The sequence below is a fragment of the Pseudomonas sp. 06C 126 genome (genome assembly GCF_001855215.1).
Taxonomy (GTDB): Bacteria; Pseudomonadota; Gammaproteobacteria; order Pseudomonadales; family Pseudomonadaceae; genus Aquipseudomonas; species Aquipseudomonas proteolytica.
Genome location: NZ_MIFU01000072.1, coordinates 90775 through 113845 on the forward strand (window position 1 = coordinate 90775; position 23071 = coordinate 113845).

Genomic DNA, 23071 nt, shown 5'->3' on the forward strand with positions numbered 1-23071 from the left:
TGGAATCGGTCGCCGCCTCGGCCATCTGGGTGGCAAGGTCACTGAGGCGCGTGAGGGCGGTTTTCAAACGCGCCTCTTCGCTGATCAGGATCATCTCCAATTGCGCGGCCGGACCCAGCGCATCGCTGTAGGTCATGGCGCTAATGGGATCGGAAAAGGTGTTGGGGGTATGCTCGACGATCTGGCTGAGCTGTCGCCCCAGACGCAGGTGAGCCCAAGCGCCCAGGCCGAGAAACAGCAGTGCGGTGGATGCCTGCGCCCAACCAGCGGGCAGCCATTGCACCGCACCGCCAGCGACCACCGCTGCCAGGGCGGGCATGGCCAGGGCATTGCCGACCTGGCCCAGGCGTTGCTGCAGCGAAACCGCCGAACGCCCGGCACGCAAGCGGGCGTAGAGCGCTTCGGCCCGCTTGACCTGCTCACGCGTTGGCTTGACCCGTACCGACTCGTAGCCCACCAACCGGCCATCTTCGAGGATCGGCGTCACATAGGCGCTGACCCAATAGAAGTTGCCATTCTTGCAGCGATTCTTGACCACGCCCATCCAGCTCTGGCCGGCCTTGAGGTAGCGCCACATCAGTTCGAAGACCGCAGGCGGCATGTCTGGGTGGCGTACCAGGTTGTGGGTGCTGCCGATCAGTTCAGCCTGGGTGAAGCCGCTCATGGCAGCAAACTCGGCATTGCAGTAGGTAATGTGGCTATTGATATCAGTAGCGGAAATGAGCCGTTGCTGCTCCCCGAAAGTCTGTTCAACTGTGGTGACCGGCAAATTGACGCGCACTTTAAAGCTCCATGGACAGCATTCGATCTACCGGCCCGGGATCGGGTAGATCCGGCAGGTAGAGGGGTATTTCCAGACGGGTAAACCGTCAATCGGCTGGCTGGCCCCATTCGGCGGCCAAACCAGGTTTTGCCCAGCTCCTGACCTTCGACTTGACGAAGATCAACTAGGCTTTAATTCGAGCGTCTGGTGTGAGAGGCGGGGGCTGCATGGGCGCGCAAAAGGGAGCCTGGCGCTGGGGCCAAGCCACTGTTTTGCAACTACCTTTATGAAAGTGAGGAGAAAGCAATGATTTCCTGTTTCATAAAGATGCCCTGTGAAACGACACCGCCAAATACTTGTCCTAAACGCCGATTCTACGAATTACATCACATTTTGCAAGAAAAGGTGATGGTGCGTGCCGTTGTCTAATGCCAATATTTATCGTTAAGTTCTTGATTCTAAATGGGAATTGAGCGATGCAAATTTCAAGTTTGGGTCCAGCCATCAGACGCTATCGAAAGGTAGCGGGGCTTACTCAGGCTGAACTAGGTGAGAAAACCGGTTTTGACCCTAAAACCATTAGCCGCTTCGAAACCGGCACCTATACACCCAGCGTTGACGCTCTCTTCTTGTTTGCAGAGGCTCTGGGAGTGAAGCTGAAAGTCTTTTTTGCCGATCTGGGCGATGAGGAAGAACAGCGCGCTTATCTGTTCGGTGTCATTCATAAGGCCACCCCGAAGGATCTGGGAAAGCTGATAGCGGCGGTAGACCAGGCCTTGTCCAAGCCTTAGAGCTCGTACGACATAAAAGAGAGCAGGTCGCTGATGCAACCTGTTCTTTGCTCTTTGCCTACTGACATGATCCGACCGGACAGCCCCTCTCCTGGCAGGCGCTGGGCCACGCCTTTTGCCAGCCTGCTCGCGCGGCACAGGCGGATTCGGTATCCTTCCGCGCAATTATTTCAAAATGTAAGGGACTACCATGAACTACCTCCGTCTACTGGTGGTGGCTGCCGCCTTGAGCCTGCCTGGCGCGCCGATCTACGCCACCACAGCGCCAGCGCCGGTCGAAGCCAGCGCACCTGCCGAAACCGCCGAACACTTCCTCGCCTCCCTCAAGCAGCAGACCGGCACCGTCACCCTGCCCGGCGGCATCGCCACGCTCAAGCTCAACGACGAGTTCTACTACCTCGACCCCAAGGACACCGAACGCCTGCTCACCGATGGCTGGGGCAACCCTCCAGGCTTCAACACCTTGGGCATGATCGTACCCAAGGCCGTCAGCCCGCTGTCGGCACGCGGCTGGGGCGTCATCGTCAGCTACAAGGACGACGGGCATATTTCCGACGAAGACGCGGCAAAAATCGACTACGCCGAACTGCTCAAGCAAATGCAGGAAGACGATGCCCAAGACAATCAGGAACGCCAGAAACAGGGCTACGCCGGCCTGCACCTGCTGGGCTGGGCCGAACCGCCGCACTACGACCAACAGTCCCACAAAATGTACTGGGCCCGCGAACTGAAAGCCGACGACGCCGACCAGAACACCCTCAACTACAGCATCCGCGTGCTGGGCCGCGAGGGCGTGCTGGAACTCAACGCCGTCGCCGCCATGGCCGACCTGCCTACCATCAAACAGGAGCTGCCCAAAGTCCTGGCTTTCACCAACTTCACCGACGGCAATCTTTACACCGACTACAACCCCAGCACTGACAAACTGGCCTCTTACGGCCTGGCAGCGCTGGTCGCAGGCGGCATAGCCGGCAAAGCCGGGCTGTTTGCCAAGATCGGCATCTTCCTGCTGGCGGCGAAGAAATTTCTGGTGATTGGTGTGGTGGCGTTGCTGGCTGGCGCGCGCAAGTTCTTCAATCGCAACAAGGGCTGATTGCCAGATACGAAAACGCCGCGAGAAATCGCGGCGTACGGCTACCTTGCCCCTGGCAGAACAGGCTGGGACAGGCGAAAAATTCTATCGGATTGAAAATGGATGCAAACAGGAGAGCGTTATGGAGGCAACCCCACCAGCCACACCCCGGCACACAATGTTCCCGCTGTGGCTGCTTCCTTCCGGATCTGACCAGGTTCACGGGTAATCGTTGCGGGGGGACCGATGGGGTCACCATAACGACGCTGGCCTCTCGGCAAGCGGGGCCATTGTACCGATCTCATCGGAAGTTACAACCGTCAGTTCAGGATTAAAAATCTTATGAGGTTCAAGTACTTGCCCACTGGTTTCGCAGAAGCCCTGTAGCAGCGAGCTTGCTCGCGAAGAATCCGGGTGCTCCACATTCATCCAGAATGCCCGCGTTATCGTTAACGATCTTCGCGAGCAAGCTCGCGCCTACAGATTAACGGCTTCGTCGGCCCGGCCGCCCTCTTCCTGGATCACCAGGTGAATGAAGTGCAGCTTGGCGATCACCGCCGGCGGCAGCACGAACGGGTAGAAATCCGGCTGCCCCATGCTGCGCGACAGTTCGTTGAGCATGCCAGCCAGCTCGATCCAGGCGTTGACGAATGACAGGAACGCCGCCCCGCCAGGATGCTCAGGGTCATAGAGGGTCGTGAGGGGAAACGGCTGATAGTCCAGGTCCATTTCCCGCGCACTCATGCCAAAACCCAGGGCCGTGTCGACCGCGTCCATCATGTGCAGGTAGTGGGCCCAGGTTTCCGCCCAGTCCTCCCATGGGTGCATGGTGGCATAGGCGCTGACGCAGGTTTGCTGCCAGTCTGGGCGCGGGCCGTTCTGGTAGTGCTGGTCGAGGGCGTCGGCATAGCTGGCGCGCTCATCGCCGAACAGGTTGCGAAAGGGCTCAAGCCAGTGGCTGCCGGCGATCAGGCGATCCCAGTAATAATGGCCCACCTCATGCCGGAAATGGCCGAGCAAGGTGCGGTACGGCTCCCGCATCTGCACCCGGATTTTCTCACGATGCTCGTCGTCGGCTTCCTTGATATCCAGAGTGATGAGGCCATTGGCGTGCCCTGTTGTGGGAGCCTTGCCTTCCAGGTCGATGCCCACGAAGTCAAATGCCAGGCCGCTGTCTTCATCAACCGTTTTGGGGATGACTTGCAACCCCAGGCTGATCAGTTGCGCCACCAGCCGGCGCTTGGCGGTTTCGACTTTGCGCCAACGCTCGTGGTTTTCCGGGATCGACAGGTCGGGGATGGTGCGATTGAGGCTGCACGCCACACACAGCGGCGCGGTAGTGTACGCCGGGATCAACCAGTTACAGGCGGCCGGGGTGTCGAGGTTGGCGCAGCGGCGAAAGGCACCGGCGTCGAGGTTGTCGTCCTGGAGCCAAGTATCGACGACGGGCCCCGGCTGCAGGGACGACAGCCGGCTTTGCTGGGGCAAGTAGCCCAGCAGCGCCGAGCAGGCCAGGCACTGGCTGTTGCGAAAGAACAGCGACTGCCCGCAACGGCACTGCCACACCTTGCTGTTGCGCGACGGGCCCGCCGTGAACGGCGCAGCAATGCGCGAACTGAGTTGCTCGAAGTAGCGGAACATGGCGATCTCTCCAGGGGCGTGCCCAAGACTAGATCATTCCCCACGCAAGATCGTTCAAAGTGGATGCAATCAGTCCCTTGTAGGAGCGAGCTGGCTCGCGAAGAACCTGAGACCGCCACGGGGAACCAGATACCCCGCGTTATCGTTGAGGTTTTTCGCGAGCAAGCTCGCTCCTACAAGATCGGGCCGGTATCAGACAGTGATGTGGTGCTTGGCCAGGAAGGCGACGAAAGCCTCCTCGTCCAAGACCTTCAACCCCAGCTCACTGGCCTTGGCCAGCTTCGACCCGGCGCCCGGCCCTGCGACCACGCAATGGGTTTTCGCCGAGACCGAACCCGCCACCTTGGCGCCCAGGCTTTCGAGCTTTTCCTTGGCCACGTCGCGGCTCATCAACTCCAGCGAGCCCGTCAGCACCCAGGTATGACCCGCCTCAGGCAAGCCCTCGACCACCCTCTTCTCGCTCTGCCAGTGCATGCCGAAGTCCTTGAGCTGCTGCTCGATGGCCAACGCGCGGCGGGCATTCTCCGGATTATCGAAGAACTCCCGCACCGCCTTGGCCTGCTTCTCCGGCAGCGCCTGGCGCATGTCCAGCCAGTCGGCCTGGATAACGCCCTCCAGGGAGCCGAACTTGTCCGCCAGTTTCTGCGCTGCCCCCGGCCCCACGGAAGGCACATGCAACTTGTCAAGAAAGCCGCCCAAGGTGGTGCTGGCGGCAAACTCGGCGCTCAGTTCGCCCTGATCCTGCAACACCAGCGCGCATTCGTCCGGCGACAGCAGCGCGCCAATCACCTGCTGGTTGTGACTGTCTTCAAAGAAGCTGTGGATCTCGTGAGCCACTTCCAGGCCCACATCCGGCAAGTACGTCAGCACTTCCGGCAAGGCTTGCTGCACGCGCTCAAGGGACGCCAGGGAGCGCGCCAGTACCTTGGCGGTTTCCTCACCTACATCGGGAATGCCCAAGGCGTAGATAAACCGGGCCAGGGTCGGGGTCTTGCTGTTTTCAATGGCGGCGATCAGCTTCTTGCTGGAAACATCGGCAAAGCCTTCCAGGTCGATGATCTGCTCGTACTTGAGCTTGTACAGGTCAGCCGGCGAGCCAATAAGCTTTTCATCGACCAACTGCTCGATGGTCTTGTCGCCCAAGCCATCGATATCCATCGCCCGTCGCGAAACGAAATGGATAATCGCCTGCTTGAGCTGCGCACCACAGGCCAGGCGCCCGACACAGCGATACACCGCGCCTTCGCTGACGGTTTCCTTGCCCTTGCTGCGCTTGACCAGTTGCGTGCGCTCCACGTGGGATCCACACACCGGGCAATTGTGTGGGATCTGCACGGCGCGGGCGTTTTCCGGGCGACGCTCGGCAACCACCGACACGACTTGTGGGATCACATCCCCCGCGCGGCGGATGATCACGGTGTCACCGATCATCAGGCCCAGGCGCGCCACTTCGTCCATGTTGTGCAACGTCGCATTGGACACGGTGACGCCAGCCACCTTGACCGGTTTCAAGCGCGCTACCGGCGTCACGGCGCCGGTGCGGCCGACCTGGAATTCAACGTCCAGCAACTCGGTCAGTTCTTCCATTGCCGGAAACTTATGGGCGATGGCCCAGCGCGGCTCGCGGGCGCGGAAGCCCAGTTCACGCTGATAGGCAATGCTGTTGACCTTGAACACAACCCCGTCGATTTCATAGGGCAGGCTGTTACGCCGCTCACCGATATCGCGGTAGTACTCCAGGCAATCCTCGATGCCCTTGGCCAGCTTCAGCTCATGGCTGATAGGCATGCCCCACTTCTGCAACTGCTGCAGGTTGCCGATATGGGTGTCGCTGATATCCGTGGTCACGCCGTAGCAGCAGAACTCCAAGGGCCGGCTGGCGGTAATCTTCGAATCGAGTTGGCGCAGGCTGCCCGCCGCCGCGTTACGCGGGTTGGCGAAGGTCTTGCCGCCGACTTCCAGTTGCGTGGCATTCAAGCGCTCGAAACCGGCCTTGGACATGAATACTTCACCGCGCACTTCCAGGGTCGCCGGCCAACCTGTGCCGTGTAGCTTCAACGGGATATTGCGCACGGTGCGCACATTCACGCTGATGTCTTCGCCGGTGGTGCCATCGCCGCGGGTCGCGCCGCGCACCAGTTCGCCGTCCTGATACAGCAGGCTGACCGCCAGGCCATCAAGCTTGGGCTCACAACTGTATTCCACCGCCGCCCCACCGCCAAACAGATCGCCCACCGGCAGGTCGAGGCCCTCGGTGACCCGGCGATCAAACTCCAGCATGGTGGTTTCATCAAAGGCGTTGCCCAGGCTGAGCATCGGGATCTCGTGGCGCACCTGGGTAAACGCAGACAACGCCGCGCTACCGACCCGCTGCGTGGGCGAGTCGCGGGTCACCAGGTCCGGATGCTCGGCTTCCAGCGCCTTGAGTTCGTGGAACAACCGATCGTACTCGGCGTCCGGGATGCTCGGTTCGTCGAGTACGTGGTAACGGTAGTTGTGCTGATCCAGTTCAGCGCGCAGTTCGAGGATGCGGGTATGGGCGGCGGTCATGGGTGTTCTCTCAGAAAGCAAAAGAGCAGCCGAAGCTGCTCAATATGTTAGTGCGCTTAATTCTACTGACAACGCTGAAGACCAATCCTCAGCGTTTCTGTGTCAGAGCACGACGCTCGAACTCGACGATGCGCTGACGGTAGTGCTCGATGGTCTGGGCGGTCAGCACGCTGCGCTGGTCGTCCTTGAGCTCGCCGTTGAGCTCCTGGGACAGCTTGCGGGCTGCGGCGACCATGACGTCGAACGCCTGTTTCGGATGACGCGGGCCTGGCAGGCCAAGGAAGAAGCTCACCGCCGGAGTGCTGAACAGGTCGATATCGTCCAGGTCGAAGGTGCCCGGCTTGACCGCATTGGCCATGGAGAACAGCACTTCGCCATTGCCCGCCATGCTTTCATGACGGTGGAAAATATCCATCTCGCCAAAACGCAGGCCGCTTTCCAGGATGTTCTGCAACAACGCCGGGCCCTTGAAACCGGCCGAGTCGCGGCAGATCACGCTGATTACCAGCACTTCTTCAGCTGCCGGCTGATCCTTGGTGGACTCACGCGGCGCGCTCTTGGCCGGGCTTTCATCCGGGAAGTCGCCGTCACGGCTGCTGAAGCTCGGGCCTTCGTCGACGTCGAGGTTCAGGTCACCCTGATGGGGCTCGGCCACGGCAGCGCTGCCACGCTTGCCGCGCTTGGACGACGGCTCGCGGGCTTCACGCACCGGCGCGCTCATCGACGGCAAGTCATGCTCGTCAAGCTGTGGCTCTTTATGGGTATCCAGGACACGGGGTGGCCCTAGCAGCTCGGCAGCGCCGTCGTCGTCGGGCAAATTCGACAGGTTACGGTCCAGGCGAAATTTCAGCTTGCCCTTGCCGCCGCGCATACGGCGCCAGCCATCAAAAAGAATACCGGCTATTACAATAATGCCGATGACGATCAGCCACTCGCGCAGACCGATTTCCATGTAATCCCTTGCCTCTATAAAAAATGCTGAAAAATAAGGGGTTTAGCACCGTGCAAACCGCTTTAAAACGTGGCGCCAACTCTATGTTCTGACTGACGTTTTGCCCACGCATACGAAAAATTGACATTAAACTAGCACGACCAAAGATAACTTTACACAGTTGGCGCAAAATGTGTCGGCTGACGCAGGAATTAAGCTACAAACCATAAGCTTCAAGCCGACGCTATTGCCGTTTGAAGCTAGCAACTTGCGGCTAACTTTCCACCATCGCCATCGCCTCTTCGACATCCACTGCCACCAGTCTCGAACAGCCCGGCTCATGCATGGTCACCCCCATCAATTGATCGGCCATTTCCATGGCGATCTTGTTGTGGGTGATATAGATGAACTGCACCGTCTGGGACATCTCTTTAACCAGGCGGGCATACCGTCCAACGTTAGCGTCATCCAGCGGCGCGTCAACTTCATCGAGCATGCAGAACGGCGCCGGGTTCAACTTGAAGATGGCAAATACCAACGCCAATGCAGTCAGGGCCTTCTCGCCGCCGGACAACAAATGGATGGTGCTGTTCTTCTTGCCCGGAGGCCGCGCCATGATCGTTACCCCTGTATCGAGTAGATCTTCGCCCGTCAGTTCCAAGTAAGCGCTGCCACCACCGAAAACTTTTGGGAATAAGGCCTGTAAACCGCTATTAATCTGATCAAAGGTATCTTTGAAGCGGTTACGGGTTTCCTTGTCGATCTTGCGAATGACGTTTTCCAAAGTGTCCAGGGCTTCCACCAGATCGGCGTCCTGGGCATCCAGATAACGTTTACGCTCGGACTGCTGCTGGTATTCATCGATGGCCGCGAGGTTGATCGCGCCGAGTCGTTGGATACGTGCAGCAATGCGCTCAAGTTCTTCTTCGGCTTCTTTCTCGTTGGCCTGGGCGGTCAAGGTATTGAGTACGCCGTGCAGGTCATAGCCATCTTCCAGCAATTGGTCCTGCAAGGTTTTGCGGCGCACCGTGAGGGCTTGCCATTCCATGCGCTGCTGCTCGAGTTGGCCGCGGATCAATTGCGATTGCTGCTCGGCCTGGGTCCGGCGCTTTTCTGCATCGCGCAGTTCGCGGTCGGCGTCTTCCATGGCGATTTGTGCAGTCTTGAGTTCTTCGTCGACGCTCATGCGTTTGTCGAGCAACTCTTCGAGCTTCAAGCGCAGCTCTTCCAGCGGCGCTTCACCCTCCTCCAGGTTGAGGCTCAGTTGCTCGCGTTTTTCCGTCAGCCGTTCGGATTGCATCTCCAGGCGTTCCAGAGCCTGGCGCGTGGAGTCGTGCTGGGCGCGCAACGAGCCGAGGCGCACGGCCAACTGATGGGCGTGGTCCTTGTGCTGGCGCGCTTCCTGGCGTACCCGGTCGAGGCGCTCGCGCAGGCTGTCACGCTGGGCCAGCAACAGCTCGCGCTGCTCGGTGTCGAGGGCCATGCTGTCGAGGGCCTCCTGCAACTGCAGGCGCGCTTCACCGACTTGCTCGTGTTCAAGGGCGCGCTGCTCGCCCATCTCGGCCACTTCTTCATCGAGCCGGGTACGACGCAGGGTCAATTGTTCGGCCTTGGCCTTGCTGGCGGAAAGCTGGGCTTTCAATTCGCCCTGCTGGCGCGCTTCGTCCTGCAACAGGCGACGCAAATGTTCGCGGCCGGTCTCTTGTTGGCGCTGGGTGGCGCGCAGGGTTTGCAGTTGGGTTTCCAAGGCCTCAAGAGTGGCCTCGCGCTCTTCGCGCTCGGCACTCAGGTTGACGATTTCCTGGCCACGGGCCAATACGCCACTTTCGGCTTCACTGGCGCGACGCACCCGCAAAAAGTGCCGGCCAACCCAGTAGCCGTCGCGGCTGATCAGGCTTTCGCCAGAGGCCAATTGGCCTCGCAACGCCAAGGCCTGCTCCAGGGAATCCACCGGTTTTACCAGGCCCAGCCATGGCGACAGATCAATCTGCGCCTCGACTTTATCCAACAGGCTGCCCGGCACGCGGGTGCCATCGGCTGCGGGGCTGAGCAGGCGCAAATCGCCTTGAGCAAAGCCCGCCAGATCAAAACTGCCGAAATCGTCCACCAACACGGCCTGCAAGTCCGCACCCAGCACGGTTTCCACGGCCAGTTCCCAACCGGCTTCAACCTTCAAGCCTTCAGCCAGGCGCGGGCGCTCGGCCAAGTGCTGGTCGCGCAGCCATTCGGCGGTGCCGGTGCCTGGGTCCAATGCGGCTTGCTGCAAGGCCTCGAGGGAGGCCAGGCGCCCATTGAGGCGCTGCAAATCACCTTGGGCCTGCTGCTGCGCCTGGGTCGCCTGTTGCAGCTCCTGGCGCAATTGTTCCAGGCGCTCAACTTGCTGTTCTTCGCTGGCCTCCAGCTCTTCCAGGGTCATTTCGCTTTCGGCCAACTGCTCGCTCAGCGCCATGATCGCCGCGTCTTCCGGAGCAGAGGCGAGCAACGCGCGCTCCTCCAGGACCCGGCGCTGGCGCTCGGCCAAGCGTTCCATGCTGGTTTCCAGTTGCTGGATGCGTGATTGCTGCACCTCAGCCTGGCGACGCGGTTCGGCGGAGCGCAGGTTGAAAGCGTCCCACTGCTCCTGCCAGCCGTGCATGGTAGTTTCGGATTCTTCCAGGGCGGCGGCGGCTTCTTCGGCGGCGGCGCTGGTGATTTCCTGCTCGGGGGTGAGCATGTCCAGCTCCTCCCCGAGGGTCAGCAGCAAGGTGCGGTCATGGCCCAGGTGGGATTCGGTTTCCAGCCGCGCCCGCTCCGCTTCCTTGAGGTCATCCTGCAACTGGCGCAAGCGCTGCTGGCCGTGCTGGATGCTCTGCTCGACCCGCGCAATGTCGCCGCCCACCGAATAGAAGCGGCCCTGCACCAGGTTGAAGCGCTCGGACAGGTCATGGTGACCGTCGCGCAGGCGTTCGATGCTCGCATCGGCGTTGCGTTGTTCGGCCACCAGGGCTTCGAAGCTGATTTCCTGGGTGCCGATGATCGCTTCGCGCTGGCCCACCTGGTCATTCAAGGCCTGCCAGCGCAGCGCCGAGAGTTGCGCCTTGAGCTGGCGTTCTTCGCCTTTGTATTCCTGGTATTTCTCGGCAGCCTGGGCCTGGCGGTGCAGGCGCTCCAACTGGCGCTCCAGCTCTTCGCGCAGGTCAGTCAGGCGTGCCAGGTTTTCGTGGGTGCGGCGGATACGGTTTTCGGTCTCGCGACGGCGCTCCTTGTACTTGGAGATGCCGGCCGCTTCCTCGATAAAGTTGCGCAGGTCCTCGGGCTTGGCTTCGATCAGCTTGGAGATCATGCCCTGCTCGATGATCGAGTAGCTGCGCGGGCCCAGGCCGGTGCCGAGGAAAATATCGGTAATGTCCCGGCGCCGGCACTTGGTGCCATTGAGGAAGTAACTGTTCTGGCTGTCGCGCGTGACTTTGCGGCGGATGGAAATTTCCGCATACGCCGCGTACTCGCCAATCAGCGTGCCGTCGGAGTTGTCGAACACCAGTTCGATGCTGGCCTGGCTCACCGGCTTGCGGCTGGTGGAACCGTTGAAGATGACATCGGTCATCGACTCGCCACGCAGGTTCTTTGCCGAGCTCTCGCCCATCACCCAACGGACGGCGTCGATGATGTTCGACTTGCCGCAACCATTGGGCCCGACCACTGCCGCCATATTACTGGGGAAGTTCACCGTGGTCGGGTCGACGAAGGATTTGAACCCCGCCAGTTTGATGCACTTGAGCCGCACGCTTAGGCGTCCGCCAGGGCTGCGATAACCAACGAGCTGCTGCGCTGGCAGTAGGCCGACAGCACCTGGCGAATTTGCGGCAGGTCACGGGCCAGTACGGCGGCGAGCAGTTGCTCGAACAGCGCCAGGTACTCGCTCATGGAGGCCTTGCGCTGATCCAGGGCCAGGTAATAGGCGCGGTTCATCGCCGGCTGCAGGTTCTCGACGGTTTCCTGCAGGTACGGGTTATGGGCGAAGGGGTACGCGGCGCGCATCACGTTGAAGCATTCTTCGACGAAGGCGCGGATGTCCTCGCGCTCGAAATTGCTCACCAGCCGTTGCTGGATCTGCACGAAGGGCGCCATGTCGGCCTGGGTCTGCCAGCCTTCGGCGACCGCGTTGCCCAGCAGGATGTACAGCTCGCTCATCAGCGTGCACAGGCTCTGCACCTTGTGCGCGGTGAGCTCGGTGACGTGTGCACCACGGCGCGGCAAGATGGCGATAAGGTGCCGGCGCTCGAGGATCAGCAACGCTTCGCGCACTGAGCCACGACTGACATTGAGTGCCAGCGTGACTTTCTGTTCCTGGATCCGCTCCCCAGGCTTGAGATCGCCGCGAATAATGCGCTCGGCAAGGTGGTGAGCGATTTGCTCGGCGAGACTGTCCGGCGCCTTGAACGTCATGTTTTCCCTTCAAAATCTTCTATCGGTACAAGGGCGGCAGTGTAGCGCAATCGCTGGGCCGACAACGCCGAATTTGGCATGAAATAAGCAGACGATAAAGCCCAGGCACCGCTTGAAACGGCGGTTACAAGGATCTGAACCATAATCAAAGGTGTTGCAATCGCACTTTCTTGACCTTTCGGTCAGAAAATCGTTGACCGAAAAGTCAGACATGACTAGATTCGGCGCAAAGCGGTTAACAACAATAATGAGTCTGCGAGGCCTTCCGTGATCCAGTTTTTACTAAACCAGGAGCTCCGTAGCGAGCATGCCCTGGACCCGAACCTGACTGTGCTCAACTATCTGCGTGAGCACCTGGGCAAATCCGGAACCAAGGAAGGCTGCGCCAGCGGCGACTGTGGCGCCTGCACTGTGGTGGTGGGTGAGCTGCAGACCGACGAGCAAGGCGCCGAACAGGTTCGCTATCGCAGCCTCAATTCGTGCCTGACCTTTGTCTCGTCCCTGCACGGCAAGCAACTGATCACTGTCGAAGACCTCAAGCACCAGGGCCAACTGCACAGCGTGCAACAGGCGATGGTCGAATGCCATGGCTCGCAATGCGGCTTTTGCACCCCAGGTTTTGTGATGTCGCTGTTTGCCCTGCAAAAAAACAGCGACGCCCCGGACAGCGCCAAGGCCCACGAAGCCCTGGCCGGCAACCTGTGCCGCTGCACCGGCTACCGCCCGATCCTGGCCGCCGCCGAACAAGCCTGTTGCAACAAGCCCCAGGACCAGTTCGACAGCCGTGAGGCGCAAACCATTGCCCGCCTCAAGTCCATCGCACCGACGCAAACCGGCGAGCTGAACAGCGGCGACAAGCGCTGCCTGGTGCCCTTGACCGTCGCCGACCTGGCCGACCTCTACGACGCCTATCCCCAAGCCCGACTGCTGGCCGGCGGCACCGACCTGGCGCTGGAAGTCACCCAGTTCCACCGCACACTGCCGGTGATGATTTACGTCGGCAACATCGAAGCCATGAAACGCATCGAGACCTTTGACGACCGCCTGGAAATCGGCGCCGCCACCGCCCTCTCCGACTGCTACAGCGCGTTGCACCACGAATACCCCGATTTCGGCGACCTGCTGCACCGCTTCGCGTCTCTGCAAATCCGCAACCAGGGCACCCTCGGTGGCAATATCGGCAACGCCTCGCCCATCGGTGACTCGCCGCCGCTGCTGATCGCCCTTGGCGCGCAGATCGTGCTATGCAAGGGCAACGTGCGCCGTACCCTGGCCCTGGAAGACTATTTCATCGACTACCGCGTCACCGCCCGCCAGGACAGCGAGTTCATCGAGAAAATCATCGTGCCCAAGGGCCATGCGCTGTTCCGCGCCTACAAGGTTTCCAAGCGCCTGGACGATGACATTTCCGCGGTATGCGCGGCCTTCAACCTGAAGCTCGACAACGGCGTGATCAGCGATGCCCGCGTGGCTTTCGGCGGCATGGCCGCCACGCCCAAACGTGCGCAACACTGCGAAGCGGTACTGATCGGCGCCACCTGGAACAGCGCCACGGTGGAGAAAGCCTGCGCCGCCCTGGCCGAAGATTTCACCCCGCTGTCGGACTTCCGTGCGAGCAAGGAATACCGCCTGCTCAGCGCGCAGAACCTGCTGCGTAAATACTTCATCGAGCTGCAAACACCGCACATCGAGACTCGGGTGACCGCTTATGTCTAATCATCACGCCGTGGTAAAAACCCAAGCCGAAATGGCCACGCTGTTTGCTCAGGACCTGACGTCCGGGGTCGGGCGTAGCGTCAAGCATGACAGCGCCGCCAAGCATGTGTCGGGCGAAGCGCAGTACATCGATGACCGCCTGGAATTCCCCAACCAGTTGCACCTGTATGCGCGCATGTCCGACCGCGCCCACGCCCGTATTCTCAGTATCGACACCGCGCCGTGCTACGCCTTCGAGGGTGTGCGGATCGTCATCACCCACGAAGACGTGCCGGGCCTGAAAGACATCGGCCCGCTGATGCCCGGCGACCCGTTGCTGGCCATCGATACCGTGCAGTTTGTCGGCCAGGTGGTGCTGGCCGTCGCCGCCCGCGACCTGGAGACCGCGCGCAAGGCCGCCATGGCGGCGGTGATCGAATACGAAGACCTGGAGCCGGTGCTGGATGTGGTCGAGGCCTTTCGCAAAAAACACTTCGTGCTGGACAGCCACACCCACCAGCGCGGTGATTCGGCAGGCGCCCTGGCGAGCGCGAAAAACCGTATCCAGGGCACCCTGCATATCGGTGGTCAGGAACACTTCTACCTGGAAACCCAGATCTCCTCGGTGATGCCCACCGAAGACGGCGGCATGATCGTCTACTGCTCCACCCAGAACCCCACCGAAGTGCAGAAGCTGGTGGCCGAAGTGCTGGACGTGTCGATGAACAAGATCGTCGTCGATATGCGCCGCATGGGCGGTGGTTTCGGCGGCAAGGAAACCCAGGCCGCCAGCCCGGCATGCCTGTGTGCGGTGGTTGCGCGCCTGACCGGCCAGCCGACCAAGATGCGCCTGCCGCGTGTCGAAGACATGCTGATGACCGGCAAGCGCCACCCCTTCTATATCGAATACGACGTGGGCTTCGACGACACCGGGCGCCTGCACGGGATCAACCTGGACCTGGCCGGTAACTGTGGTTGCTCACCGGACCTGTCCAACTCGATTGTCGACCGTGCGATGTTCCACTCCGACAATTCGTATTACCTGGGCGACGCCACGGTCAACGGCCATCGCTGCAAGACCAACACCGCGTCCAATACCGCGTACCGTGGCTTCGGTGGCCCCCAAGGCATGGTAGCGATCGAGGAAGTGATGGACGCCATCGCCCGCCATCTGGCGCTGGACCCGCTGGCCGTGCGCAAGGCCAACTACTATGGCAAGACCGAGCGCAACGTCACCCATTACTACCAGACCGTCGAGCACAACATGCTCGAAGAGATGACCGCCGAACTGGAAGCCAGCAGCCAATACGCCGAGCGCCGCGAAGCCATTCGCCGCTATAACGCCAACAGCCCGATCCTGAAAAAAGGCCTGGCGCTGACCCCGGTCAAGTTCGGCATTTCGTTCACCGCCAGCTTCCTCAACCAGGCCGGCGCGTTGATCCATATCTACACCGACGGCAGCATCCACCTGAACCACGGCGGCACCGAAATGGGCCAGGGCTTGAACATCAAGGTCGCGCAGGTGGTGGCCGAGATTTTCCAGGTGGAAATCGACCGGGTGCAGATCACCGCGACCAATACCGACAAGGTGCCCAACACCTCGCCGACCGCCGCCTCCAGCGGTGCCGACCTTAACGGCAAGGCCGCGCAGAACGCCGCCGAGACCATCAAGCAACGCCTGGTGGAATTTGCCGCGCGCAAATACGACGTCAGCGAGGCCGACGTTGAGTTCCACAACGGCCATGTGCGGGTGCGCGAGCAGATCCTGACCTTTGAGGAGCTGATCCAGCAGGCGTATTTCGCCCAGGTCTCGCTGTCGAGTACCGGGTTCTACAAGACCCCGAAAATCTTCTACGACCGCAGCCAGGCACGGGGCCGACCGTTCTACTACTTCGCCTTCGGCGCGGCTTGCTGCGAAGTGATCGTCGATACCCTGACCGGCGAATACAAGATGCTGCGCACCGACATCCTCCACGATGTGGGCGCCTCGCTGAACCCGGCCATCGATATCGGCCAGGTCGAGGGCGGTTTTATCCAGGGCATGGGCTGGCTGACCATGGAAGAGCTGGTGTGGAACAACAAGGGCAAGCTGATGACCAATGGCCCGGCCAGCTACAAGATCCCGGCAGTGGCGGACATGCCCCTGGATTTGCGGGTGAAGTTGGTGGAAAACCGCAAGAACCCGGAAGACACGGTGTTCCACTCCAAGGCCGTGGGTGAACCGCCGTTCATGCTCGGGATTGCCTCGTGGTGCGCGATCAAGGATGCCGTAGCGAGCCTGGGTGACTATCGCCATCAACCCAAGATCGATGCACCGGCCACGCCGGAGCGGGTGTTGTGGGGCTGTGAGCAGATGCGGCAGTTGCAGGCGGCGAAGGCGGTTGAGGCACAGGCCGAGATGGCTTCGCTCTAGACCGAGGTGCTGCCATCGCAGGCAAGCCAGCTCCCACATTTGGAATGCATTCCCCTGTGGGAGCGGGCTTGCCCGCGATGACGGCCGAACTGACAACAGAAATGTTGAGGTAGACATGAACAACTGGATCAGTGCCCTCGCCAACCTGCAAACCCAGGGCGAGCCCTGCGTGCTGGTAACCATCATCGAAGAGCTGGGCTCCACGCCACGCAACTCAGGCTCCAAGATGGTCGTCAGCGCCACCCACACCTTCGACACCATCGGCGGCGGCCACCTGGAATACAAGGCCATGCAGATCGCCCGCGACATGCTCGTGCGTGGCCAGCACAACACCCACCTGGAGCGCTTCAGTCTGGGCGCCAGCCTCGGCCAGTGCTGTGGCGGCGTGACCGTGCTGCTGTTCGAACCCATGGGCCAGGTGCAGGCGCAGATTGCCGTATTCGGCGCCGGCCATGTCGGCCGCGCGCTGGTGCCGCTGCTGGCCAGCCTCCCGTGCCGGGTGCGCTGGATCGATTCGCGGGAGCAGGAATTCCCGGAGCATATCCCCCAGGGCGTGCGTAAAATCGTCAGCGAAGAGCCGGTGGATGAAATTTCCGACCTGCCCGCCGGCAGTTATTGCATCGTCATGACCCACAATCATCAGCTAGACCTGGAACTGACCGCCGCCCTGCTCAAGCGCAATGACTTTGCCTACTTTGGCCTGATCGGCTCGCAGACCAAGCGCGTCAAGTTCGAACACCGCCTGCGTGAGCGCGGCTTCGAGGCCACACAGTTGCAACGCATGCGCTGCCCCATGGGCCTCACCGAGGTGAAGGGCAAACTGCCGGTGGAAATCGCCATCTCCATCGCCGGCGAGATCATCGCCACCTATAACGCCAACTTCGGCCAGCACACCGCGAGTGCCGAACCCATTGCCAAACTGCTGCCGGTTTCGCGCCGCAGCCAAGCTATCAATTGAGACGACCATGCCTTTGACTCGCAAAGCCTACCGTGCCGCCATCCTGCACAGCCTCGCCGACCCGGCCATCGTCGGGATCGAAGCCTCCTATGAGTATTTCGAAGACGGCCTGCTGGTGATCGACAACGGCCAGATCAGTGCCCTCGGGCACGCCAGCGACCTGCTGCCGACGCTGCCCGCCGACATCGAAATCACCCATTACCAGGATGCGCTGATCACTCCCGGCCTGATCGACACCCACATCCACCTGCCGCAAACCGGCATGGTCGGTGCCTACGGCGAACAACTGCTGGATTGGCTGAACACCTACACCTTCCCTTGCGAAAGCCAGTTCGCCGACAAGGCCCACGCCGAAGAAGTCGCGGATATCTTTATCAAGGAACTGCTGCGCAACGGCACCACCACTGCCCTGGTGTTCGGCAGCGTGCATCCGCAATCGGTGAACTCATTCTTTGAAGCCGCCGAGAAGCTCGACCTGCGCATGATCGCCGGCAAGGTGATGATGGACCGCAATGCACCGGACTACCTGACCGACACCGCCGAGTCCGGCTACCAGGAAAGCAAGGCGCTGATCGAGCGCTGGCACGGCAAGGGCCGCTTGCACTACGCCGTAACACCGCGCTTCGCCCCCACCAGCACACCGGAACAACTGACCCTCGCCGGCCAATTGCTGGGGGAATACCCGGACCTGTACATGCAGACTCACATCAGTGAAAACCTGCAGGAAGTGCAATGGGTCAAGGAGTTGTTCCCAGAGCGCAGTGGCTACCTGGATGTGTACGACCACTACAAGCTGCTGGGGGAACGCTCGGTATTCGCCCACGGCGTGCACCTGTGCGACGACGAGTGCGCGCGGCTGGCCGAAGCCGGTTCAGCCGTGGCGTTCTGCCCGACGTCGAACTTCTTCCTGGGCAGCGGCTTGTTCAACCTGCCGATGGCCGAGAAGCACAAACTCAACGTAGGCCTGGGCACAGATGTAGGGGGCGGCACCAGCTTCTCGCTGCTGCAGACGCTGAACGAAGCCTACAAGGTCATGCAATTGCAGGGCGCACGGTTGAGCCCGTTCAAATCGCTGTACCTGGCGACCTTGGGCGGTGCAAAAGCGCTGCGCCTGGAAGACAAGATCGGCAGCTTGCAGCCGGGCACCGATGCAGATTTCCTGGTACTGGACTACAACGCCACGCCCCTGCTCAGCTATCGCTTGAAGCAGGCCAATAACATTGCCGAGACGTTGTTTGTACTGATGACGCTGGGGGATGATCGGGCGGTGATGCAGACCTATGCAGCGGGCAATCTGGTGCACCAACGCTGACCCAAAGAACACCACAAAACCCTGTAGGAGCTGGCTTGCCAGCGCCTACACAGTTTGATCGGGTTTACAGCTTGATCGAGGAGCGGCCCGGCTTCTTGGTTTGCAGCAGATGCGAGAACACCGCATGCAAATCATCCGACGCGCTTTCCTCATCGAGGTTGAGCTTGCTGTCGATGTGATCCATGTGATGCATCATCAGGTTCACCGCCAACGCCGAGTCCCGGGCCTCGATCGCGTCGATCAACTGGGTGTGTTCGTCATAGGAACAGTGCGAGCGGTTGCCGCTTTCATACTGGGCGATGATCAGCGAGGTCTGGGACACCAGGCTGCGCTGGAAGCTGATCAGCGGGGCATTCTTTGCCGCCTCGGCCAGTTTCAGGTGGAACTCGCCGGATAGCCGGATACCCGCGCCGCGGTCCCCGCGGGAGAAGCTGTCGCGCTCGTCGTTGACCATCTGGCGCAGTTCGGCCAGCTCTTCGGTCGATGCATGCTGCACCGCCAGTTCGGTGATTGCCCGCTCCACCAGACGCCGGGCCAGGAACACCTGGCGGGCTTCCTCGACACTAGGGCTTGCCACGACCGCACCACGATTGGGGCGCAGCAACACCACGCCTTCATGGGCCAGGCGCGACAAGGCGCGGCGGATGATGGTGCGGCTGACGCCAAAGATCTCGCCCAGTGCTTCTTCACTCAATTTGGTACCGGGCGCCAGGCGTTGTTCGAGGATGGCCTCGAAGATATGCGCGTAAACGATATCGTCCTGGGTTCCACTGCGACCGGCCTTACCGGCTCGCGGCTGTTTCTTGAGGGGCTGCAACTGTTCGTTCATGGGCACTCGGGTCGGGAGAACGGCGGCGAATTGACGTTGACTGTAATAAAGGTACAGCGGGTCGCTGGCAAGTATCGCGTAAAAACAGCGCACATTGTACACAACCCGTTGCGCCAACACACTGTACGGCTGTTTGCGCGGCCGGCTGTATTGCAACAGTCAGTTACGTTTGAGTTTAGGCTTGATTCCACGATTTCCCCACCCATCAATGCTGCCCCGATGCCCCTGTAGGAGCGAGCTTGCTCGCGAAGAACCTAAGAGCGCCGCCTTCCACCAGAATGCCCGCGCCATCCCTGAAGATCTTCGCCCGCAAGCCGGCGCCTACAAGTTGCCGGGTACAAGGAAGACTTTTCCATGACCGACGCGACCCAGGCGCCCCTGCGCCCACTGGCCGACACTTCGCCCTCGGCCATCGTTGCCGGCTTTATCGCCATGATGACCGGCTACACCAGCTCGCTGGTGCTGATGTTCCAGGCCGGCCAGGCTGCCGGCCTGACCACCGGGCAAATCTCCTCATGGATCTGGGCGATCTCCATCGGCATGGCGGTGTGCAGCATCGGCTTGTCCCTGCGTTACCGCACGCCCATCACCATCGCCTGGTCGACCCCCGGCGCGGCACTTTTAATCACCAGCCTGGGCGGGGTCAGTTACGGCGAGGCTATCGGCGCCTACATCACCTGCGCGGTGCTGGTGACGATCTGCGGCCTCACCGGCAGCTTTGAAAAGCTGGTCAAGAAGATTCCCGCTTCGCTGGCCGCCGCGCTGCTGGCCGGGATTCTGTTCAAGATCGGCAGCGAAATTTTCGTCGCCGCGCAGCACCGCACCGCCCTGGTGCTGGGCATGTTCTTTACCTACTTGATCATCAAGCGCCTGTCGCCCCGTTATGCGGTGCTGGCCGCGCTGTTGATCGGCACTGCCTTGTCCGGGCTGATGGGGCTGCTGGACTTCAGCGGGTTCAGCCTGGAAGTAGCGACGCCGGTATGGACCACGCCGCACTTCTCCCTGGCGGCGACCATCAGCATCGGAATTCCGCTGTTCGTGGTGGCGATGACCTCGCAGAACATGCCGGGGGTCGCGGTCCTGCGTGCCGATGGCTACGACGTGCCGGCCTCACCGCTGATCACCACCACCGGCCTGGCCTCGCTGGTGCTGGCCCCGTTTGGTTCCCACGGTATCAACCTGGCCGCCATCAGTGCGGCCATCTGCACCGGGCCCCACGCCCATGAGGATCGCAACAAGCGCTACACCGCCGCCGTGTGGTGCGGGATTTTCTACGGGGTCGCCGGGGTATTTGGCGCCACGTTGGCGGCCTTGTTCGCCGCACTGCCAAAGGAGCTGGTGCTGTCGATCGCGGCGTTGGCGCTGTTTGGCTCGATCATCAATGGCCTGAGCGTTGCCATGAATGAGCCCAAGGAACGGGAAGCAGCGCTGATCACCTTTATGGTCACGGCGTCGGGGCTGACGCTGTTCTCCATCGGTTCGGCATTCTGGGGGATTGTGGCGGGGGTGTTGACGCTGGTGATTCTGAACTGGCGCAAGGCCTGATAATTACCCTGAAACGAAAAAGCGACCCGGGCGGGTCGCTTTTTCATGCCATCAGACAGCCGGGTTGATCGGCTTTTCTGGGTGCCAGGCGTCCAGCAGTGCGCTGACTTCAACGCGGGTCAGCTCTGGACGAGCCTTCAACCACGCTTCAACAGCGGCACGCTGTTCTTCGTTGACCGAACCACGGGTGGCTTTGCAGACCAGACCGAAGTCATCACCGCCAACGTAGTCCAGGCCATTGCCGTCCATCGCTTCAGTCAGGAATGCTTCGAGGAAAGCGTCAACCGCTTCATCGTCCAAACCTTCTTTGAAGTCCAGGTTCAGTTCGAAACCCAGCTCTTGAAATTCATCAACGCACAGTTTTTTGCGCAGACGCCGGGAACGGTTAGTCGCCATTGGAACAATCCTCTTAAGTATTAACGGCCGGCACTCTACCAGTTTAAGGCGCTGAATGCCCGGCAATCCAAGACGGGTGGCACGTCAGGGCTAAAAAAAACCGCCATTTGCAGCTATCGTTGAGGCACAAGTAGCCCCACCTTGGGGCATAATGCCGACACTTTCATGACCACTGGGGGATTTTCTTACATAGCCCCCGCTACATTCACCCTCCTATGCAGTAGGGTCTTACTTCTTATGATCAAATCCTTGCGTCCATTGTTACTCGCCAGTTTCCTCTTGCCCCTGGCCCTCTCCGTCACCGCCGCACCGATCAATACCACCTTGCCACCTAAAGTCCAGGAAGCCCTGCAGAAAGCCAAGCTGCAGAACAATGCGCTGTCCCTGGTGATGATTCCGCTCAATGGCCCCGGGACCGCCACGGTGTTCAACGCTGACGTTTCGGTCAACCCGGCATCCACCATGAAGCTGGTCACCACCTATGCCGCCCTGGAAATGCTCGGCCCCAACCATCAGTGGAAGACCGAGTTCTATACCGACGGCACCCTGAGCGGCGGCGTCCTGCGGGGCAACCTGTACCTCAAGGGCGGTGGCGATCCCAAGTTGAACATGGAGAAACTCTGGCTGCTGATGCGCGACCTGCGCGCCAATGGCGTACAGCAAGTGACCGGCGACCTGGTACTGGATCGTGGTTTCTTCATCCAGCCGCAATTGCCGGAATTCAACGACGACGGCAACGATGCCAACAAACCATTCCTGGTCAAGCCGGACGCCCTGCTGGTCAACCTCAAGGCCCTGCGTTTCGTCACCCGCAATGACTCGGGCCGGGTGCTGGTTTCGGTCGAACCGCCGATTGCCAGCATCCAGATCGACAATCAGGTCAAGGCCACCAACGCCAAGCAGTGCACCGGTGACGTGCGCTACAACCCGGTCACCGCCGCCGATGGCAGCGTCACCGTGACGGTCAGCGGCCAGTTGGGCGACGGCTGCAGCTCGCAGACGTATCTGTCGCTGCTCGACCATGCCACCTACACCGCCGGTGCCGTGCGGGCGATCTGGAAAGAGCTGGGCGGCACTATCCAGGGCCGCGACGTACTGGCCCCGGTGCCGAAAACCGCCAAGGTCCTGGCCCGTGCGTTCTCCCCGGACCTGGCAGAGATCATTCGCGACATCAATAAATACAGTAACAACACCATGGCCCAGCAACTGTTCCTCAGCCTCGGCGCGCAATACCGCAACGATGCCGACGGCGACGATGCCAAGGCGGCGCAACGCGTGGTCCGTCAGTGGCTGGCGAAAAAAGGCATAACGGCACCGCACCTGGTGATGGAAAACGGCTCCGGCCTGTCCCGTGCCGAACGCGTGAGCGCCCGGGAAATGGCGACCATGCTGCAAGCCGCCTGGAGAAGCCCGTACGCGGCAGAATTCATCAGCTCGATGCCGATTGCCGGCAGTGACGGCACCATGCGCAAGCGCCTGAAAACCACGGCCCTGCGCGGCGAAGCCCACGTCAAGACCGGCACCCTGAACACCGTGCGCGCCATTGCCGGCTTCAGCCGCGACAACAATGGCAATACCTGGGCAGTGGTGGCGATCCTCAACGATCCGAAGCCGTGGGGTGCATCATCGGTGCTGGACCAGGTATTGCTGGACCTGTATCGCCAGCCGAAGCTGGCGGCTGCCGCGCCAGGCCTATAAACAGCCTGTTGTGATTGTGGCTTTGCCAGCGGGCTTACTGTGGCAAGCAGGC

The 23071-nt window shown here is 61.0% G+C and carries 15 protein-coding genes, 1 other RNA gene and 1 pseudogene; 8 read left to right on the plus strand and 9 right to left on the minus strand.

All coding sequences use genetic code 11. The features are described 5' to 3' along the window. Positions 1-499 precede the first annotated feature (499 nt). Positions 500-781 (minus strand): annotated as a pseudogene (locus BHC62_RS29290) (PAS domain-containing protein); the annotation flags it as partial. 458 nt (positions 782-1239) lie between these two features. Between BHC62_RS29290 and BHC62_RS08280 the strand changes: the two are divergent. After that, positions 1240-1554, plus strand: coding sequence for a helix-turn-helix domain-containing protein (locus BHC62_RS08280; protein WP_029298195.1), 315 nt, complete (start codon positions 1240-1242; stop codon positions 1552-1554). Between the two features lie 190 nt (positions 1555-1744). Then, positions 1745-2647 carry a DUF2167 domain-containing protein gene (locus BHC62_RS08285; protein ID WP_029298197.1) on the plus strand — a complete coding sequence of 301 codons (903 nt, stop codon included), beginning with the start codon at positions 1745-1747 and terminating at the stop codon, positions 2645-2647. 131 nt (positions 2648-2778) lie between these two features. Here the strand turns inward: BHC62_RS08285 and ffs are convergent. The 6 genes from ffs to BHC62_RS08315 all read right to left on the minus strand — a co-directional run bounded on the left by ffs (position 2779) and on the right by BHC62_RS08315 (position 12173). After that, an RNA gene (ffs, locus tag BHC62_RS08290) (signal recognition particle sRNA small type) lies at positions 2779-2875 on the minus strand. A 228-nt stretch (positions 2876-3103) separates the two neighbouring features. Then, on the minus strand, positions 3104-4267 hold the full coding sequence (locus tag BHC62_RS08295; RefSeq protein WP_070994722.1) for a putative zinc-binding metallopeptidase: 1164 nt from the start codon (positions 4265-4267) through the stop codon (positions 3104-3106). Positions 4268-4459: 192 nt separating this feature from the next. Next, a complete protein-coding gene (gene ligA / locus BHC62_RS08300; RefSeq protein ID WP_070994723.1) occupies positions 4460-6817 on the minus strand; it encodes an NAD-dependent DNA ligase LigA in 2358 nt (785 codons plus the stop codon). Positions 6818-6905: 88 nt separating this feature from the next. Next, positions 6906-7769, minus strand: coding sequence for a cell division protein ZipA (gene zipA / locus BHC62_RS08305; RefSeq protein ID WP_029298204.1), 864 nt, complete (start codon positions 7767-7769; stop codon positions 6906-6908). Positions 7770-8022: 253 nt separating this feature from the next. Further along, positions 8023-11511 (minus strand): chromosome segregation protein SMC, encoded by a 3489-nt coding sequence (smc, locus tag BHC62_RS08310; RefSeq protein ID WP_029298206.1) that lies wholly within the window; start codon positions 11509-11511, stop codon positions 8023-8025. A gap of 2 nt (positions 11512-11513) precedes the next feature. Further along, on the minus strand, positions 11514-12173 hold the full coding sequence (locus tag BHC62_RS08315) for a GntR family transcriptional regulator (RefSeq protein ID WP_070994724.1): 660 nt from the start codon (positions 12171-12173) through the stop codon (positions 11514-11516). A gap of 267 nt (positions 12174-12440) precedes the next feature. Between BHC62_RS08315 and xdhA the strand changes: the two genes are divergently transcribed. The 4 genes from xdhA to guaD all read left to right on the plus strand — a co-directional run bounded on the left by xdhA (position 12441) and on the right by guaD (position 18551). Beyond that, positions 12441-13889, plus strand: coding sequence for a xanthine dehydrogenase small subunit (gene xdhA, locus BHC62_RS08320; RefSeq protein ID WP_070994725.1), 1449 nt, complete (start codon positions 12441-12443; stop codon positions 13887-13889). Then, on the plus strand, positions 13882-16281 hold the full coding sequence (gene xdhB / locus BHC62_RS08325) for a xanthine dehydrogenase molybdopterin binding subunit (protein ID WP_070994726.1): 2400 nt from the start codon (positions 13882-13884) through the stop codon (positions 16279-16281). Before xdhA ends, xdhB begins: the two co-directional genes overlap by 8 nt. A gap of 115 nt (positions 16282-16396) precedes the next feature. Beyond that, the gene (xdhC, locus tag BHC62_RS08330) at positions 16397-17239 is read left to right on the plus strand and encodes a xanthine dehydrogenase accessory protein XdhC (RefSeq protein ID WP_070994727.1); all 843 of its coding nucleotides are present in this window, start codon (positions 16397-16399) and stop codon (positions 17237-17239) included. A 7-nt stretch (positions 17240-17246) separates the two neighbouring features. After that, the gene (gene guaD / locus BHC62_RS08335) at positions 17247-18551 is read left to right on the plus strand and encodes a guanine deaminase (RefSeq protein WP_070994728.1); all 1305 of its coding nucleotides are present in this window, start codon (positions 17247-17249) and stop codon (positions 18549-18551) included. A 64-nt stretch (positions 18552-18615) separates the two neighbouring features. On the opposite strand, the gene BHC62_RS08340 is transcribed toward guaD, so the two are convergent. Continuing rightward, positions 18616-19380 (minus strand): GntR family transcriptional regulator, encoded by a 765-nt coding sequence (locus BHC62_RS08340; RefSeq protein ID WP_029298219.1) that lies wholly within the window; start codon positions 19378-19380, stop codon positions 18616-18618. 354 nt (positions 19381-19734) lie between these two features. Between BHC62_RS08340 and BHC62_RS08345 the strand changes: the two genes are divergently transcribed. Continuing rightward, complete coding sequence (locus BHC62_RS08345; protein WP_029298221.1) at positions 19735-20925, plus strand: benzoate/H(+) symporter BenE family transporter; 1191 nt, start codon at positions 19735-19737, stop codon at positions 20923-20925. A 51-nt stretch (positions 20926-20976) separates the two neighbouring features. Here the strand turns inward: BHC62_RS08345 and BHC62_RS08350 are convergent, their stop codons facing one another. After that, positions 20977-21321, minus strand: coding sequence for a YggL family protein (locus BHC62_RS08350; protein WP_003219101.1), 345 nt, complete (start codon positions 21319-21321; stop codon positions 20977-20979). 237 nt (positions 21322-21558) lie between these two features. Here BHC62_RS08350 and dacB point away from each other — a divergent pair, with 237 nt between their 5' ends. Beyond that, positions 21559-23019, plus strand: coding sequence for a D-alanyl-D-alanine carboxypeptidase/D-alanyl-D-alanine-endopeptidase (gene dacB / locus BHC62_RS08355; protein ID WP_029298225.1), 1461 nt, complete (start codon positions 21559-21561; stop codon positions 23017-23019). Positions 23020-23071: the final 52 nt, after the last annotated feature.

What these genes read in the sequence shown, in the direction of transcription:
- xdhB (WP_070994726.1), top strand. Translation starts at nt 13,882, where the DNA reads ATGTCTAATCATCACGCCGTGGTAAAAACCCAAGCCGAAATGGCCACG.
- guaD (WP_070994728.1), top strand. Translation starts at nt 17,247, where the DNA reads ATGCCTTTGACTCGCAAAGCCTACCGTGCCGCCATCCTGCACAGCCTC.
- BHC62_RS08345 (WP_029298221.1), top strand. Translation starts at nt 19,735, where the DNA reads ATGACCGACGCGACCCAGGCGCCCCTGCGCCCACTGGCCGACACTTCG.
- BHC62_RS08315 (WP_070994724.1), bottom strand. Translation starts at nt 12,173, where the DNA reads ATGACGTTCAAGGCGCCGGACAGTCTCGCCGAGCAAATCGCTCACCAC.
- BHC62_RS08285 (WP_029298197.1), top strand. Translation starts at nt 1,745, where the DNA reads ATGAACTACCTCCGTCTACTGGTGGTGGCTGCCGCCTTGAGCCTGCCT.
- dacB (WP_029298225.1), top strand. Translation starts at nt 21,559, where the DNA reads ATGATCAAATCCTTGCGTCCATTGTTACTCGCCAGTTTCCTCTTGCCC.
- ligA (WP_070994723.1), bottom strand. Translation starts at nt 6,817, where the DNA reads ATGACCGCCGCCCATACCCGCATCCTCGAACTGCGCGCTGAACTGGAT.
- BHC62_RS08295 (WP_070994722.1), bottom strand. Translation starts at nt 4,267, where the DNA reads ATGTTCCGCTACTTCGAGCAACTCAGTTCGCGCATTGCTGCGCCGTTC.
- BHC62_RS08350 (WP_003219101.1), bottom strand. Translation starts at nt 21,321, where the DNA reads ATGGCGACTAACCGTTCCCGGCGTCTGCGCAAAAAACTGTGCGTTGAT.
- BHC62_RS08280 (WP_029298195.1), top strand. Translation starts at nt 1,240, where the DNA reads ATGCAAATTTCAAGTTTGGGTCCAGCCATCAGACGCTATCGAAAGGTA.
- xdhC (WP_070994727.1), top strand. Translation starts at nt 16,397, where the DNA reads ATGAACAACTGGATCAGTGCCCTCGCCAACCTGCAAACCCAGGGCGAG.
- BHC62_RS08340 (WP_029298219.1), bottom strand. Translation starts at nt 19,380, where the DNA reads ATGAACGAACAGTTGCAGCCCCTCAAGAAACAGCCGCGAGCCGGTAAG.
- zipA (WP_029298204.1), bottom strand. Translation starts at nt 7,769, where the DNA reads ATGGAAATCGGTCTGCGCGAGTGGCTGATCGTCATCGGCATTATTGTA.